13 protein-coding genes are annotated in these 13,944 nt (G+C 71.2%); 4 read left to right on the top strand and 9 right to left on the bottom strand.

The genetic code is table 11. The annotated features are described in order from the left end of the window. Window positions 1–7: 7 nt before the first annotated feature. From ABS772_RS21250 to ABS772_RS21220, 7 genes are all read right to left on the bottom strand, one after another. Complete coding sequence (locus tag ABS772_RS21250) at window positions 8–1,120, bottom strand: hypothetical protein (protein ID WP_350396743.1); 1,113 nt, start codon at window positions 1,118–1,120, stop codon at window positions 8–10. Further along, window positions 1,117–1,785 carry a 5-bromo-4-chloroindolyl phosphate hydrolysis family protein gene (locus tag ABS772_RS21245; protein WP_350396742.1) on the bottom strand — a complete coding sequence of 223 codons (669 nt, stop codon included), beginning with the start codon at window positions 1,783–1,785 and terminating at the stop codon, window positions 1,117–1,119. Before ABS772_RS21245 ends, ABS772_RS21250 begins: the two co-directional genes overlap by 4 nt. Further along, window positions 1,782–3,368: a vWA domain-containing protein gene (locus tag ABS772_RS21240; protein ID WP_350396741.1), complete on the bottom strand. Its 1,587-nt coding sequence runs from the start codon at window positions 3,366–3,368 to the stop codon at window positions 1,782–1,784. Before ABS772_RS21240 ends, ABS772_RS21245 begins: the two co-directional genes overlap by 4 nt. Then, entirely contained in the window at window positions 3,365–4,462 is a 1,098-nt protein-coding gene (locus ABS772_RS21235; RefSeq protein WP_350396740.1) for a toxic anion resistance protein, read from the bottom strand. Before ABS772_RS21235 ends, ABS772_RS21240 begins: the two co-directional genes overlap by 4 nt. Before the next feature lie 269 nt (window positions 4,463–4,731). Next, window positions 4,732–6,258 (bottom strand): tripartite tricarboxylate transporter permease, encoded by a 1,527-nt coding sequence (locus ABS772_RS21230; protein WP_350396738.1) that lies wholly within the window; start codon window positions 6,256–6,258, stop codon window positions 4,732–4,734. 29 nt (window positions 6,259–6,287) lie between these two features. Beyond that, window positions 6,288–6,785, bottom strand: a complete 498-nt coding sequence (locus ABS772_RS21225) for a tripartite tricarboxylate transporter TctB family protein (RefSeq protein ID WP_238258048.1) — start codon at window positions 6,783–6,785, stop codon at window positions 6,288–6,290. Window positions 6,786–6,866: 81 nt separating this feature from the next. Beyond that, entirely contained in the window at window positions 6,867–7,841 is a 975-nt protein-coding gene (locus tag ABS772_RS21220; RefSeq protein ID WP_373875215.1) for a Bug family tripartite tricarboxylate transporter substrate binding protein, read from the bottom strand. A gap of 428 nt (window positions 7,842–8,269) precedes the next feature. On the opposite strand from ABS772_RS21220, the gene ABS772_RS21215 reads away from it, so the two are divergent. Both ABS772_RS21215 and ABS772_RS21210 read left to right on the top strand, forming a co-directional pair. Next, the gene (locus tag ABS772_RS21215) at window positions 8,270–8,800 is read left to right on the top strand and encodes a phosphate-starvation-inducible PsiE family protein (protein ID WP_350396737.1); all 531 of its coding nucleotides are present in this window, start codon (window positions 8,270–8,272) and stop codon (window positions 8,798–8,800) included. Between the two features lie 250 nt (window positions 8,801–9,050). Next, window positions 9,051–9,251, top strand: a complete 201-nt coding sequence (locus ABS772_RS21210) for a hypothetical protein (protein ID WP_238258044.1) — start codon at window positions 9,051–9,053, stop codon at window positions 9,249–9,251. Window positions 9,252–9,256: 5 nt separating this feature from the next. On the opposite strand, the gene ABS772_RS21205 is transcribed toward ABS772_RS21210, so the two are convergent. Together ABS772_RS21205 and ABS772_RS21200 are read right to left on the bottom strand one after the other, a co-directional pair. Further along, on the bottom strand, window positions 9,257–10,147 hold the full coding sequence (locus ABS772_RS21205; protein WP_350396736.1) for an alpha/beta hydrolase: 891 nt from the start codon (window positions 10,145–10,147) through the stop codon (window positions 9,257–9,259). 136 nt (window positions 10,148–10,283) lie between these two features. After that, window positions 10,284–11,780, bottom strand: a complete 1,497-nt coding sequence (locus ABS772_RS21200; RefSeq protein ID WP_350396735.1) for an MDR family MFS transporter — start codon at window positions 11,778–11,780, stop codon at window positions 10,284–10,286. A gap of 188 nt (window positions 11,781–11,968) precedes the next feature. On the opposite strand from ABS772_RS21200, the gene ABS772_RS21195 reads away from it, so the two are divergent. Further along, complete coding sequence (locus tag ABS772_RS21195; protein ID WP_350396734.1) at window positions 11,969–12,604, top strand: DUF938 domain-containing protein; 636 nt, start codon at window positions 11,969–11,971, stop codon at window positions 12,602–12,604. Window positions 12,605–12,728: 124 nt separating this feature from the next. Beyond that, the gene (locus tag ABS772_RS21190) at window positions 12,729–13,730 is read left to right on the top strand and encodes a phosphoribosylaminoimidazolesuccinocarboxamide synthase (RefSeq protein ID WP_350396733.1); all 1,002 of its coding nucleotides are present in this window, start codon (window positions 12,729–12,731) and stop codon (window positions 13,728–13,730) included. Window positions 13,731–13,944: the final 214 nt, after the last annotated feature.

Below are 13,944 nucleotides of genomic sequence, written 5' to 3'. Positions count from 1 at the left end.
GGCCGTATCAGCTCGGCGTCTTGAGGCGCTGGACGGCGGCGAGCATCGTCGGCGCGTCCGGCATCGGCATCAGGTTGACGGGGGTGGGGCTGAGTTCGTCGAGGGCCGGGCCGCCGCGGCCGACCGTGCCCAGGCGCCCGCGGAAGCCGTGCTCGCTCCAGGCGAGTTCCTGAAGGTCCGGATCGATCAGGGCCTCGACGAGGCGGTCGGCCTCGGCCGTCAGGCTGATGATCGGGTGGGCGGAGGCGACCGTCGGCGTCGGGTAGAGCAGCACCGGCCGGACAGGCGCGGCTTTCAGGGCGGCCCAGCGCGCCGGATCGGCGAGGATGAACTCGACGAGCTGGCTCTCGTAGCCCGCGATCAGCGGTTTGCCGCCCATCCCCTCCGTCAGGTAGCTGTTCCAGTGGGTGCCGCTGGAGGCCTCCTTGTAGCCCATGCGGGCGAACACGCCGCGGATGCGCTCGCCGTCGCGGGCGAGGGTCTCGGTGGTCGCGACATCCCCCGCGAACAGGTTGGCGAGCAGCGCGGCGAAGCTGAAGCCCGAATTGGAGCGGGCCGGATCGGTCGTGGTGACGACGACGCGGCCGTAGAGTTCGGGCACGCCGAGCTCGCGCCAGGACAGGCCGCGCAGGATCGCGTCCATCAGCGCCGCCATCCGGACGGTGTGGACGGCGCCGTGCCGCTCGACGAAGCCGGCCTTCTCCAGGGCGGCGACGACCGGCGTCCAGGAATAGAGGACCAGCGGCGAGTTGAAGACGATTTCGTCGCGCCGCACCGGCAGGCCGTTGCCGCGGGCCATCTGCGTCATCACCGAATTGGCCGGCCAGACCCATTGCGGGTGCTGGCCGGTCAGCGCCGGATCGCTCACCATCTCGATCGATCCGGCCCGGCGGGCGTCGAGGGTGAGGCCGTGGCGGCGGGAGAGGAGATCGCGCACCTTGGGATTGCGCACGAAATCCATCTTCTCCCCGCCGATGAAGCCCCACAGCCTGACCGGGTCGGGGCCGGCGCCGGTCACGAAGCGCTCGATGCGCTCCGGCCCGAGCCACGCGACGCCGGCGGTGCCGCCGATGCCGGTCGCGAGCAGGCCGAGGCCGAGGCCGCGGCGGGTCAGCGTCATGGCGCGGCCTCCCGGTCCGCCGGAACGGCCGGCGCGCCGGCCTCCTCGGCCCGCAGGGCGTCGGCGAGCAGGGTCAGTTCGACGTCGAGCCCCTCGACCGCGACGCCGTCGATCCGGTCGGCGTGGCGGGCGAAGACGGTGTCGAGCCGGGCGATCATCGCGCCCACCGCGGCCAGCCGCGCCGCGTCCGGACGATGCGCCGCCTCCAGCACGCGCAGGCCCTCGCCGAGGCGGACCGCCGCCGGCAGGTAGTAGGTCAGCAGGCGGCGCACCCGCGACATCCGGCGCGGATCGCCCTCGACGCGCTCCAGCACCCCCCGGACGATGCCGTGCAGGTGCTCGAGATGGCGCGCCGCCTCGCGCGTCCGCAGGCCGAGAGCGGCCGCGCGCAGCCGGTCGAGATCGGCGCGGGCCGCGACGATCACGTCGCGGGCGAGGGCGACGGTCGCGGCGTCGACCGAGCCGGGATCGAGACCGTCGAAGAGGGCGCGCGGCGCCAGGGCCATGCGGGCGCCGAGAAAGACCAGGGCGGCCCCGGGCAGCGAGGCCCAGAGCGGCAGGCCGAAGCCGAAGGTCGCCAGCGGCGCGAACAGGCCGCCGGCGAGGCCCGCCCACAGGCTCGCCCTGCCGCCGGGATCGGCGGGGAAGCGCGGCCCGGCGCTCAATTGTAGCCTCGCACGGCGCGGAACGCCTCGGTGAGCGAGGTCCGGCCGTCGAAGACCCGGGCGCGGGTCGCCTCGGCGAGCGCGTCGAGCTGGCCCTTGTCGGCGTCGCCGAAGGTCACGCCGAAGACCGGCACGTCGCCGCCCTCCGCCCGCCAGGCGTCGAGGAACTGACGGGCGTAGTTCTCGCTGCGCCCGTCGGTCATCAGGACCACGGCCGGCAGGTAGCGTTCGCGCTCCGGCGTCGCGCGGATCTCCCGGAGGGCGGCCTCGGCGCAGGCGTAGATGTTCGTGCCGCCGCCCGCCGTGTTGGCGTCCACCGCCGCGACGAGGGCGGCGGCGTCCTCGGGGGCGCCGCTCCCGCGCGTCACGCCGCGCACGCGCCCGTCGAAGGGCAGGAGGACTATGCGGTCGTCGCGCCCGTTCTGCACGAGCACGCGGGCGGCCTCGTCGTGCGAGAGGATGAAGCGCATCGCCGCCTTCAGGGCCGTCTCGCCCGCGCCGCCCATGCTGCCGGAGAAGTCGAGGCAGTAGGCGGTGAGCGAGGGCCGCCGCAGCGCGCCCTGGTAGAGCTCGAGCGCGGCGCGCACCACCTCGGGCTCGGGCATGCGGATCAGCGGCACGAGGCGGCCCGGATCGTAGTTCCAGCTCGGATCGGCGCCGCCCTTCGCCTCGCCGAGGGCCGGGCGGCGCCCGAGCGCCACCAGGCGCGCCTGGACCTCCGGCGAGAGGAGATGGGACTGGAGCGCCGCGAAGAAGGCGCGGGCGGCCTCGCCCTGGCCGCGCTCGACATAGCCGAGCGGGGAATTGGCCGCGGCGACGCCGTCGCTCGGATAGATCGCGTAGAGCGGCTCGGCGCCGCGGCGGGCCAGTTCCGCGTTGGTCTCGGCCAGCACCGCCTCGTAGTTCCACATCCCGTCATAGGCGGTGCCGCCCTCCACCCCCTTGAGGTAGAGATCGGCGAGCCACGCGCTGGAGCCCGCCGTGCGGACCGTGGCCGCGAGCAGCGTGCGGACGGTGTCCTGCACGCCGGGCCGGTCGAGATCGGCGCGGGTGATCGCGTCGGGATGGCCGAGCGCCGCCGACAGCATCGCGATGTAGGCGCCCGCGCCCGAGTTCGACTGCGTGGCGGAGCTCGCCAGGTAGGTCAGGCGCTTGGCCCGCACCGCCTCGACGATGTCGCCGGTGGAGACGGGCCGGCCGATCCAGCCCAGAGCCTCGGCCTTCGAGCGGCGCAGGCCGAGGATGACCGGAGAGCGGACGATCGGCGTCAGGTCGCGCACCTGCTTCTTCCGGTCGAACAGATCGATCCAGATGGCGTTGGCCGGCCACACGATGTCGAAGGCCGGGGGCGCCGCGGCCGCGAGGGCGAGGCCGATATCGAGCGAGCCCTGGTAGTCGAACCGGCAGGTGACCCCGCGGGCCCGGCAGAAATCCTGGACGATCGGCTCCAGGGTGCGGTTCTCCGAGCCGGAGGCGATCGTCACCGCGACCGGCGGCCCGGAACAGCCGACGAGCGCCCAGGCCGCCAGCGCGGCGAGGCAGCCGGCCGCGAGCCGAACCGCGAAGCCGGGCCGCCGCCTCACGCGGGCTCCAGCAGCTTGCGCTTCAGTTCGGCCTCGATGCGCTGCAGCTCGGCCTCCGCCGCCCGGCGCTTGTCCCGGCCCTCGCGCTGGATCGCCAGCACCGCGTCGATGGTCTCGAGAAAATCGCGGTTGACCGCGCTCAGCGTCTCCACGTCGACCACCCCGCGCTGCACCTCGCGCTCGATGCCGGCGCGCCCCGCCTTCAGCCGCTCGGCATTGGCCCGCAGCAGCGCGTTGGTGGTGTCGGAGACCGCCCGCTGCAGGCGCAGGGCCTCGTCCTGGCGATGGAGCGCGAGCGCGATGGTCATCCCGTTCTTCCAGGTCGGGATGGTGGTGGCCAGCGAGGCCTGGAGCTTCTCGACGAGGGCCGCGTCGCCGTTCTGCACGAGGCGGATCTGCGGCATGGCCTGCAGGGCGATGGTGCGGCTGAGCTTCAGATCGTGGACCTTGCGCTCCAGGCGCTCGACGCTCTGGGCGAGGTCGGCGGCCTGCTGCGCGAGGAGCGGGCCCTCGCTCGTCTCGGTGCCGGCCGCCCGAGCCCGGGCTTCGAGCGCCGGCAACCGCTCGCGGCGCGTCTCCGCGATCACCTGCTCGCCGGCGGCGATGTAGGCTTCGAGTTCCCGCATCTGCGCGAGGTTGCGGGCGAACAGCCCGTCGAGCATGGCGATGTCGCGCCGCAGGTCGTCGCTGCGGCGCTCCAACTCGAGGGCGATCCGCTCGACCTGGGCGCCGAGGGTCGAGAACTGCTCCTTGAAGCGCAGGAGCCGCGCCTTCGCCCCGCCCCAGAAGCGGTCAAGCAGACCGGTCTTCTCCAGCGAGGCGGGATCGAGCCGCTTCACCGTGCCGATCAGGTCGGTGAGCAGGTCGCCGACGGCGCCCGAATCCTTGTTGAGGGTTGCGTGCAGGATCGTGTCGGCGAACTCGGCGACGCCCCGCTGCGCCTCGTCGCCGTAGCGCGTCAGGAAGGCGCGATCGTCGAGCCGGATGTCCTGACGGATGCGGTGGATGAGAGCCGGATCGGGTGCCGATCCCGCGTCGGCCGACGGCTCCCGCCGCGACGGCAATGCATGTTCCGCCTCGATCCGTCCGACCATGTCGCCCCCCGGATCTCCACCACGCCGCCCTTCCTGCCCAAGAGAATAGACCTTGGCAAGAGTGAAGCGAACGTGCCGCAGGAGCGCGGCCTGTGCAGACTAGGGGCTCGGTTTTATTGCACGAGGCGTCTTATGACTGTTGTGTGACACAAGCAGCCCTGCTCACGACGCGGCCCTTCTCTTCGACGTGTCGCGGACGTGTCGCGGACGTGTCGCGCCGGCGGTCGTTGGCGTCCGCTCGCCGGCGTCGACGGTGACCCCGTCCCGCCTCAGGGCGAGAGCGGGGCGGGCCGGGTGAGGCCGGCCTTGCGCGCCAGCCGTTTGCGCAGGTCGCCGAGCGGCCCCCAGAACAGGAGCAGCAGGCCGAGGACCATCAGGGTCGAGACGAGGCCGTTCGAGAAGAAGACGGACAGGTCGCCGCCCGAGCCGAGAAGCGCCTGCCGGAACGCGTCCTCGGCGCGGTCGCCGAGGACGAGGGCGAGCACCAGGGGCGCGAGCGGGTAGTCGAGCTTCTTGAAGACGTAGCCGACGATTCCGAAGACCAGCATCAGCCAGATGTCGAAGCGCGAGGACTCGACCGTGAAGGCGCCGATGGCGCAGACGACGAGGATGATCGGCGCGACCAGCGCGAAGGGGATGCGCATGATCGCGGCGAAGACCGGCACGGTCGCGAGCACGATCAGCAGGCCGGCGAGGTTGCCGAGATACATCGAGGCGATCAGGCCCCAGACGAACTCCTTCTTCTCGACGAAGAGCAGCGGGCCGGGTTGCAGGCCCCAGATCATCAGGCCGCCGAGCAGCACCGCCGCGGTGGCCGAGCCGGGGATGCCGAGCGCCAGCATCGGCAGCAGCGCCGAGGTGCCGGCGGCGTGGGCCGCGGTCTCGGGGGCCAGCACGCCCTCGATGTCGCCGCGCCCGAACTCCTCGGGCTGGCGGGAGAAGCGCTTGGCGAGGCCGTAGCCCATGAACGAGGCCGCAATGGCGCCGCCCGGGGTGACGCCCATCCACATGCCGACGACCGAGGAGCGGATCAGCGTCGCCCAGTAGCGCGGCAGCGAGGCCCAGGTGCGCAGGACCACGCCGAGATCCATGGCGGCCCGCTTGCCCTTGAAGTGCAGGCCCTCCTCGATGGTGAGCAGGATCTCGGAGACGCCGAACAGGCCGATCACCACGACGAGGAAGTCGAAGCCCTTCATCAGCTCGGGCGTGCCGAAGGTCAGGCGCAGGTCGCCCGAGATGGTGTCGAGGCCGACCGCGGCGAGCAGGAAGCCGAGCGCCAGGGAGACGACGATCTTGGCCTTGTTCTCCCGGCCCATGCCGATGAACGAGCAGAAGGTGAGGAAGAAGACGCCGAAGAACTCGGCCGGGCCGAAGCGCAGGGCGAACTTGGCCACGAGCGGCGCCACGAAGGTGATGAGCACCACGCCCGAGAGCGCGCCGATGAAGGAGGCGGTGAAGGCCGCGGTCAGGGCCTCGCCGGCCCGGCCCTTCTGCGCCAGCGGGTAGCCGTCGAAGGTGGTGGCGACCGACCACGCCTCGCCGGGGATGTTGAACAGGATCGAGGTGATCGCGCCGCCGAACAGCGCGCCCCAGTAGATCGACGACAGGAGGATGATCGCCGAGGTCGGGTCCATGCCGAAGGTCAGCGGCAGCAGGATCGCGACGCCGTTGGGGCCGCCGAGGCCCGGCAGCACGCCCACCACGATGCCGAGCAGCACGCCCACCACCATGAACAGGATGTTGTGCCACGTCAGCGCGACCTGGAAGCCGAGCAGGAGCTGGTTGAGGTCGTCCATGAAAATCTCTCCGCCGCGGGCCGGTCAGGTCAGTAGCCGAGGAAGGCTTCGATCGGTCCCTTCGGCAGCGGAACCCGGAACTGTTGCTCGAACACCCAGAAGGTGACGAACGGAACGAGCACGACGGCGAGCGCGGTCTGCCACCAGCGGAAGGAGCCGAGCGTGAGCATGAACAGGGCCATGAACAGGGCCGAGGACAGGTAGATGCCGAGGAAGGCGATCCCCAGCACGTAGAGGAACAGCGGCACGAAGACCTGGGCCACGAGCCGGAGCTGGCCGTAGGTGACGAAGACGCTGTCCTCCCGCCGCAGGGCGCTCACGAGGGCGGCGATGGCCGCGATGCCGAGGATCGCGGCGACGCGGGCCGGGAAGAAGCCGTTCTCCGGCCCGTTGTCCCAGCCCGCGCCGCGCTCGTAGGAATCCCACAGGGCCAGCGCGGCGAGGCCGAGCAGCAGCAGCGCCACGACGATCTCGACGGCGCGGCGCGACAGGCCGCGCTCGGGAAGCGGGGGAGAGGCTTCGGTCATGGTGGGAACTTCTCAAACAGGTCTTCGCCTCGGCCGCGCCGCCCTCCGCCGGAGCGGCGGGCGGCGCGGCCGGAAGGGGGCTCAGTTCGTCGCGATGAAGCCGGCCTTGGTCATCAGCTCCTTGTGCTTGCGCTCGTCCTCCGTGAGGAAGTCGACGAAGCTCTGGCCGGAGCGGAAGTCGGGCACCAGCGCGTTGCGCTCAAGATAGGCCTTCCAGTCCGGGGTCTCGGTGACCTTCTTAAACAGCTCGACGTAGAAGGCCTGCTGCTCCGGCGTGACCTTGCCGGGCATGAACATGCCGCGCAGCATCTGGTAGGTGACGTTCATGCCCTGCGACTGGCAGGTCGGGATGTCGGACCACGCCATGTCGGCGGTGACCTTCTGGGTGTACTGCATCGGCTTGTCGGAGAAGGCGCAGAGCGGCTTCACCGCGCCGGAGCGCCAGTTGGCGACCTCCTCGGCCGGGTTGTTCATGTTGGCGTCGATGTGCCCGCCCGCGAGCTGGACCGAGGCCGGGCCGCCGCCCTGGTAGGGCACGTAGGTGATCTTGGTGCCCGTGGCCTGCTCCATCGTCACGGAGATCAGGTGATCCTCGCGCTTCGAGCCGTTCCCTCCGGTCTTGAGCGGCGGGCTCGCGGTCTTGGCCGCCTCGATGAAGTCGCCGGCGGTCTTGTAGGGCTTGGCGCTGTTGACCCAGAGCACGAAGGCGTCCTGCGCCATCATCGCGATCGGCGTGAAGTCCTTCCAGCTCACCGGAAGCTTGGTGGAGAGCGGCGTCATGTAGATGCCGCTCGACGTGGTGATGAGCTTGTGCGGGTCGCCGGCCGACTTCTGGATGTCGAGCATCGCCTCGCCGCCCGCCGCGGCGGGCTTGTTGACGATGATGATCGGCTGCTTGACGAGGCTGTTCTTCTGAATCGCCCCCTGGATCGTGCGCGCCATCTGGTCGGAGGATCCGCCGGGCGGGAAGGGAACGATGATCTCGATCGGCTTCGTCGGTTCCCAGGCCTGCGCCGAGGCAGCAGACAACAACAGGGCCGCGATCGCGGCCTGCATGGCGACTCTCATGGCGTTTCCTCTTGCGGCGCACTCTTTCGGCACGCGGTCTGTTTTTTTGGCTCGAAGACCGGCCTGCTGCACCGGCAGCCCCGACGGTTGGCGAGAACCACGCCTTGCCGGACCTCGGGAGGCGCAGCGTAGACCTGGGCCGACGGCCGATTGAACTTTGAATTATACCGCAAAATCATGCAAGCGCGCTGGGCGTTTTATGCACGCGCCGCTGTCGAATATGCACCGTTCGGGATTTTTCCGGACCGGCGGCGTCCCTGGTATGCGGCGGCTGAGCCGGCGTCGACCGCCGTTGCGCTCGCACCGGACGAGAGACCATCACCGTTGCTTGAGCCGTGCGGCGAGCCCGTGCTCCCGCGCTGGACGCTCGACCGCAGATCGTGTCTGATCACCCGAATACATGGAGGACGTGAGCCATGTCCGGCGGTAGAGAGGATCAGGGCCGGCTCACGCGCGCGGCGAGCTTCGTCTTCCTCCATACCGAGCACGCGATCTACGCGGCCCTCGGCGCGCTGCTCGCCCTGACAGCCCTCGTCGCGCTGATCGATGCCGCCGGGCTGACCTGGGAGGCGTTCCGCACCCTGGGAGGCGCCGACCAGATCCTGGAGGTGGTGGACCGGCTGCTGTTCCTGCTGATGCTCATCGAGATCCTGCACACGGTGCGGGTGTCGATGCGCTCGGGCAAGCTGACCTGCGAGCCGTTCCTGATCGTCGGGCTCATCGCCTCGATCCGGCGGGTCCTGGTGATCACCCTGCAATCCTCGGAGATCACCCACGCCAAGGATTGGTCCCCGGAGAAGCAGGCGCTGTTCCAGGCATCGATGATCGAACTCGGGGTTCTGGCCGGCCTGATCCTGACGATGGTGTTCGCGATCTTCGTGCTCCACCGCGCCCGAGACGACGGCAAGCCCGCGGGCGAGGAAGCGCAGGAGCATGCCGGCCCGTGAACGCCGACCTGAACCGACGGTCCGTCGACGGGACTCGGTGCGGGATCGGTCCTTGTGCCTGACCGTGCCGTCGGTTGCGCCGATGCTCGCTGGTGCCTCCTCCTCCGTCCTGCGCCGATCCGGTCGATCCCCTGTCTGCTCGCATTGCGGACCGAATGCCGTCGCCGGGCCGGAACGCGGAGCGGGCGGGTTCGGTTGATGGCAAGGCTTCCCGCGATCGTCTCCCGACCATGTCGAGCATCGGTTTCCCATGAACGCCAAACCTGATGCGATCCCGTCGTCGGCGCCCGCGGTCGAGCACGGCCCGATCCTCGACGCCCGCACGCGGCTGCGGCTCGGGCGACAGCTGGAAGCGATGTACGAGCCGGTGCTCGACGAGGTGCTCGACCCGCGCCTGGCGGAGTTGCTGCGGCAATTGGAGAGCGACCAGAGGCAGGTGCAGGGGGGATAGCCGCCTCAGGCGCCGTCGAGATGGGCTCTGATGAAGGCGCCGGCCTGCGCCAGCGAGCGCCGTCCATCGGCCACCTCCTGGTAGAAGAGATGCCAGGCATGGATCATGTGCGGCCAGATCGTGAGCTGCACGGAGACGTCCGCCGCTCCCGCGGCCGCGGCGAGCCGGACCGCGTCGTCGAGAAGCGTTTCGGCCGAGCCCACCTGGATCAGCATCGGCGGCAGCCCCGTCAGGTCGGCGTGGATCGGCGAGACGAGCGGACCGCGCGCATCGGCGCCGTCGAGGTAGAGGCCTGCCAGTTCCGCGAGGTAGGCCCGGCTGAGCAGCGGATCGACGGCGGCCTTGGTCTCCAGGCTGGCACCGGTCAGGGCGAGATCGGTCCAGGGTGAGCTGAGCCAGAGGCAGCCCGGAAGCGGCAGGCCCGCCTCCCGCAGCGACAGGGTTGTGGCGAGCGCGAGACCGCCGCCCGCGCTTTCCCCCGCGAGCGCGATCCGTGCCGGTGCGATCCCTGAAGCGAGGAGAAACCGGTATCCGGCCAGGGCATCCTCGAGGGCGGCCGGGAACGGGTGCTCGGGCGCGAGCCGGTAGTCGAGCGCGAGGGTGCGCGCCCCGGCCTCGCGCCCGGCCTGCGCGACCATGTGGCGATGGCTCGTCAGAGAGCCGGAGACGTAGCCGCCTCCGTGCAGGAACAGCACGACGCGGCCGCCGCCCGCCGCGGGCGTGCTGGTCCACTCCGCGGGCACGCCGCCGGCATCGACCGGCTCGACGGCCACGTCCGGCGGCAGCGGGTAGCCGGCCCCGAGCCCGTCGATCCGCGCCCGCCGTGCGGCGAGGTCGGCCGGCCTCGGATGCGCGGCGAGGCGCGCCCGGATCCGGTCGATGTCGGACGATGCCATCGCGCTCCCCCGATCCGGCCGCACGGACGGTCTCGCCCGCCTTCGGGGGAGCCGTCCTGGTGCACTCTCGTGTGGAGAGCTTTGCACGCGGACGCCGCTTTGAAAACGGCGTCCGGCGAGGCCGCCCGACGGCCGATCACCCGGCCCGATCCGGCTCGTCGCGCCCGTGGCCGCCGGAATCCTTCAACGGGCGCTCCTCGACGAGGGCGAGGCAGAGGAGGGCCAGGACGAGGCCGAAGCAGGCGGCGAGGAAGACGAGGCGGAAGGTCTGCCCGAGCTGCCCGGCATCGGCTCCCCGGATCAGCGCGGCCATGTCGTGCGCCGCGCCGTCTCCGATCCCGCCCGCGCCGCCGAGCACGAGGGTGCCGAAGATCGCGACGATCAGGGCGCCGCCGAGCGAGCGGAAGAAGTTCATCGAGGCGGTGGCGATGCCGAGCTGCTGCGGCGCGACCGCGTTCTGGACCACGATGGTCGAGAGCGGCAGCACCGTGCCGATGCCCATCGAGAGCAGCACGAACAGGATCTCGATGAGCCAGAGCGGAAGCCCGTGACCCATGGCGGCGAGCAGCCCGCAGGCGCCGACGCTCAGCGTCAGCAGCACCAGCGGCACGCGCTTGTAGTGCCGGAGATAGGCCATCGACCGGCCCGAGAGGGTGGCGCCCACCACCGTCCCGACCATCAGCGGCACCATCGCGAGGCCCGAGCGGCTGGGATCGAGCCCGATGACGCCCTCGAGGAAGATCGGGACGTAGATGCTGAGCCCGATCAGGGTGCCCATGGCGAAGCAGGCGGCGAGCGTCGCGCTGGTGACGACGCGGTCGCGCAGCACGCTCAGGGGGATCAGCGGCTCGCCCGCGGTCGCGAGGCGGGCGGCGAAACCCGCGCCGCTGAGGAGGCCGAAGGCGGCGAGCCCGAGCACCGGGGCCGAGCTCCAAGGGTAGCGCACGCCGCCCCAGCTCAGAGCCAGCATCAGGCTGGTCGAACTCACGACGAGGAGGGCCGCGCCCGGATAATCGACGCTGTGCCGCCGCTCGTTGCGCGGCAGGAGCTTGAGCTTGTCGTTGGTGAGGATGAAGGCGAGGAGCCCGATCGGCAGGTTGATCCAGAAGATCGCCGACCAGTGCAGGTGCTGGGCGAAGAAGCCGCCGAGCAGCGGCCCGGCCACCGAGGACAGGGCGAACACGCCCGCGATGTAGACCTGATAGCGCGCCCGCTCCTTGGCCGAGAGGATGTCGGCCAGGATGGTCTGCGACAGGGCGATCAGGCCGCCCCCGCCGATGCCCTGGAGGCCGCGGGCGAGCGCCAGGGCGATCATCGTCGGGGCCAGCGCGCAGAGGATCGAGCCGATGCTGAAGGTCGCGATCGCGATCAGCAGCATGATCCGCCGGCCGTGGATGTCGGAGAGCTTGCCGTAGAGCGGCGTCACGGCGGTGGAGGCGAGGAGATAGGCCGTGACGATCCAGGGCAGGTTCGCGGCATCGCCGAGGTCGAGCCCGATCGTCGGCATGGCGGTCGCCACGATGGTCTGGTCGAGGGCCGCGAGCAGCATCGCGGCGACGAGGCCGACGATGATCGAGCGGATCTCGTCCGGGCTGAGGCGCGGCGCTGTGCCGGCGCGATGGGGTGCGTTCAAGACGGGGGCCTTGGCTGAGGAACGGACGTGCCGCCGAGGCCCGGGCCCGGGCCCGGGGACGGAGGGCGAGGGCGCAGGCTGCCGGATTTCGGTCGGGCCAGACAGGGCTTGATTGGGGCGAGAGGGAGGCGCACGGACGGATCGCCCTGTCGCGCCGCCGGCCGGGCAGGACTTGCGGGAGATGCAGCGTGAGCGGCGAGAGCGCCACCGACGAGGCCCTGTTCGCACCGGCCGCGGCGCGCAACGGGGCGGCCATCCTCGAGGTTCTGCGCGATGTCCTGCGCGACTTCGTTCCGCGCGGCGGTCACGTCCTGGAGGTGGCGAGCGGGTCGGGCGAGCACGCGGTGCGCTTCGCCGCCGCCCTGCCGGACCTGCGCTGGCAGCCGAGCGATCCGGACTCCAGAGCGCTCGGCAGCATCGCCGCCCATGCCCGCGCCGCCGGCCTGCCGAACCTCCTCGCGCCGGTCGCACTCGATGCGCGCGCGCGGGCGTGGCCGGTGACCCGGGCGGATGCGATCCTGTGCATCAACATGATCCACATCGCGCCCTGGGCGGCGACCGAGGGCCTGATGGCGGGCGCCGGCCGCCTGCTCCCGGATCGCGGCCTGCTCATCCTCTACGGCCCGTTCCGGATCGGCGGCGCGCACATCTCGGCGAGCAACGCGCAGTTCGACGACGGCTTGCGGGCCCGCGATCCGGACTGGGGCGTTCGCGACCGCGACGCGGTCCTCGCCGTCGCGGCCGAGCACGGCCTGCGCCTCGACCGGCAGATCGCCATGCCGGCCAACAATCTCAGCCTCGTCTTGAGGAGGGCCGGGGCCTGAACCGTCGTCGGGGGCCGCGGGCACAGGGCGCGCGGCCGCACGCACGATCGAGAGAGGCGGATCGGGCACTTCCCTGCTACGAGGCGTGCTTGACCTTCCTGCCTGAAACGAGCGGGTGAGACGAATGAAGGATATCGGCCCTCTCGCGCGGTACGCGCATCACGTTCTGGACGAGGCGGAGATCGCGGGCCTGCCCGAGCGCTATCGGGGCAAGGTTCGCGACAACTACGATCTGGCGGACGGCCGCCGGATCCTCATCACCACCGACCGGATCAGCGCCTTCGATCGCCCGCTCGCGGCCATCCCCTTCAAGGGGCAGGTGCTGACGCAGACCGCGCGCTACTGGTTCGAGCGGACCGCCGACATCTGTCCGAACCACGTGCTCGCCTATCCCGACCCGAACGTCGTCGTCGGGCGCCGCCTCGACATCCTGCCGGTCGAGATCGTGGTGCGGGGCTACCTTGCGGGCACCACCTCCACCTCGATCCTGACCCGCTACCAGCGCGGGGACCGCGCGATGTACGGCCACCAGCTGCCCGACGGCCTGCGCCCGAACGAGCGATTGGCGGAGGCGATCATCACGCCGACGACGAAGGCGGCGGCCGGGGGACACGACGAACCGCTCAGCGAGGCGGCGATCCTGGAACAGGGTCTGCTGACGGCCGGGCAGTGGCGGACCGTCTCCGAGGCGGCGCTGGCACTCTTCGCCCGCGGCCAGACGCTCGCCGCCGAGCGCGGCCTCATCCTCGCCGACACCAAGTACGAGTTCGGGACCGACCCCGACGGGCGGATCGTGCTCGCCGACGAAATCCATACGCCGGACAGCAGCCGCTACTGGTTCGCGGAAAGCTACCCCGAGCGGCTCGCGGCCGGGACGGCGCCGGAGAGCTTCGACAAGGACTACGTCCGCAACTGGGTCGTGGCGCGCTGCGACCCCTACCGCGATCCGATCCCGGAGATCCCGCCCGAGGTCGTGCTCGGGGCCGCGGCGGTCTACATCCGCGCCTACGAGACGATCACGCAGGAGAGCTTCGTCCTGCCCGATCCGGCCGAGGTGCCGCTCGAGCGCATCCGGCGCAATCTCGCCGCCTACCTGCAGGGCGACGCCGCAGCGGGGCCGGTCTGATCCGGTCTCCGGTCGATCGGTTCGGGTTCTGCCCAGCGATGCCAGAGCGAGGACCGCAGGAATCGAGCGGAAAGGGCATCACACGGTTCCCGGTTGATCACCTCTGGCATCGCCCCTCTCCTCCCCCTTGTGGGGAGGAGGCAGGAGGTGGGGGTGGTTCAGGATGAGGCGGTGCGGTGCCTTCTGCACCACCCCCACCCCGAACCCCTCCCCA

It is taken from the genome of Methylorubrum podarium (genome assembly GCF_040270385.1).
Classification (GTDB): domain Bacteria; phylum Pseudomonadota; class Alphaproteobacteria; order Rhizobiales; family Beijerinckiaceae; genus Methylobacterium; species Methylobacterium podarium.
The sequence above is the reverse complement of the archived record's forward strand: the minus strand, read 5'-3'. Positions and strand labels throughout refer to the sequence as shown.

What these genes read in the sequence shown, in the direction of transcription:
- ABS772_RS21250 (WP_350396743.1), bottom strand. Translation starts at nt 1,120, where the DNA reads ATGACGCTGACCCGCCGCGGCCTCGGCCTCGGCCTGCTCGCGACCGGC.
- ABS772_RS21235 (WP_350396740.1), bottom strand. Translation starts at nt 4,462, where the DNA reads ATGGTCGGACGGATCGAGGCGGAACATGCATTGCCGTCGCGGCGGGAG.
- ABS772_RS21230 (WP_350396738.1), bottom strand. Translation starts at nt 6,258, where the DNA reads ATGGACGACCTCAACCAGCTCCTGCTCGGCTTCCAGGTCGCGCTGACG.
- ABS772_RS21225 (WP_238258048.1), bottom strand. Translation starts at nt 6,785, where the DNA reads ATGACCGAAGCCTCTCCCCCGCTTCCCGAGCGCGGCCTGTCGCGCCGC.
- ABS772_RS21220 (WP_373875215.1), bottom strand. Translation starts at nt 7,841, where the DNA reads ATGCAGGCCGCGATCGCGGCCCTGTTGTTGTCTGCTGCCTCGGCGCAG.
- ABS772_RS21215 (WP_350396737.1), top strand. Translation starts at nt 8,270, where the DNA reads ATGTCCGGCGGTAGAGAGGATCAGGGCCGGCTCACGCGCGCGGCGAGC.
- ABS772_RS21210 (WP_238258044.1), top strand. Translation starts at nt 9,051, where the DNA reads ATGAACGCCAAACCTGATGCGATCCCGTCGTCGGCGCCCGCGGTCGAG.
- ABS772_RS21205 (WP_350396736.1), bottom strand. Translation starts at nt 10,147, where the DNA reads ATGGCATCGTCCGACATCGACCGGATCCGGGCGCGCCTCGCCGCGCAT.
- ABS772_RS21190 (WP_350396733.1), top strand. Translation starts at nt 12,729, where the DNA reads ATGAAGGATATCGGCCCTCTCGCGCGGTACGCGCATCACGTTCTGGAC.